Consider the following 615-nt stretch of genomic DNA (forward strand, 5'->3'; position numbering starts at 1 on the left):
ACGCAAGCGCGATACTGCATCGTATTCATACAGTCCCTGCTCAGCTTTAGTAGTCGATTTAATATGCCAGGTGATAAGCGGCATGCCTAAGCTGTTAGCCACTTCTTCTGCAAGTAGCGTTTTACCTGTGCCAGGCTCACCCTTGATTAGCAGCGGCTTTTGTAACGTCATTGCTGCATTAACTGCTAGTTGCAAATCATCAGTGGCAATATAGCTTTTGGTGCCTGTAAAGCTCGGTTTTGCAGTCTTATTATCAGTACTCATGGTAAGATCTCTGTCGTTGTTATCAATGTGAAATGATAGAAAATTAATGGTTTAGATTAGCACAGCGTATCTTAATGCCCAAATACTCATGCGTCGCGGTTACCAGTGAAGCTCAAATGTTTTATGACGATAAAACAAATCTATGACCATAAAAAAAGACACGCACAGGTGTCTTTTTTATGTCACTCAATATCTATCATGTAGTTATATATAGAGTTAGACTTCTACAACTTGTAGTCAGTACTAGCCAAGAAGCATCATCTCTTATCGTTATCGACTGAACTGCTTTTAGCAGTTTTCTCAGTTTTAGTATTAAGAGTACCTTTGGTCGTAGCCTTATCAATTACTGGA

The 615-nt window shown here is 39.5% G+C and carries 1 protein-coding gene; it reads right to left on the reverse strand.

Annotated features, from left to right (window positions below):
- A partial coding sequence (locus ACS8FD_RS22160; protein ID WP_439277452.1) for an AAA family ATPase occupies positions 1–264 on the reverse strand: 264 nt, incomplete at its 3' end.
- Positions 265–615 lie beyond the last annotated feature (351 nt).

It is taken from the genome of Psychrobacter sp. 1U2, assembly GCF_051847575.1.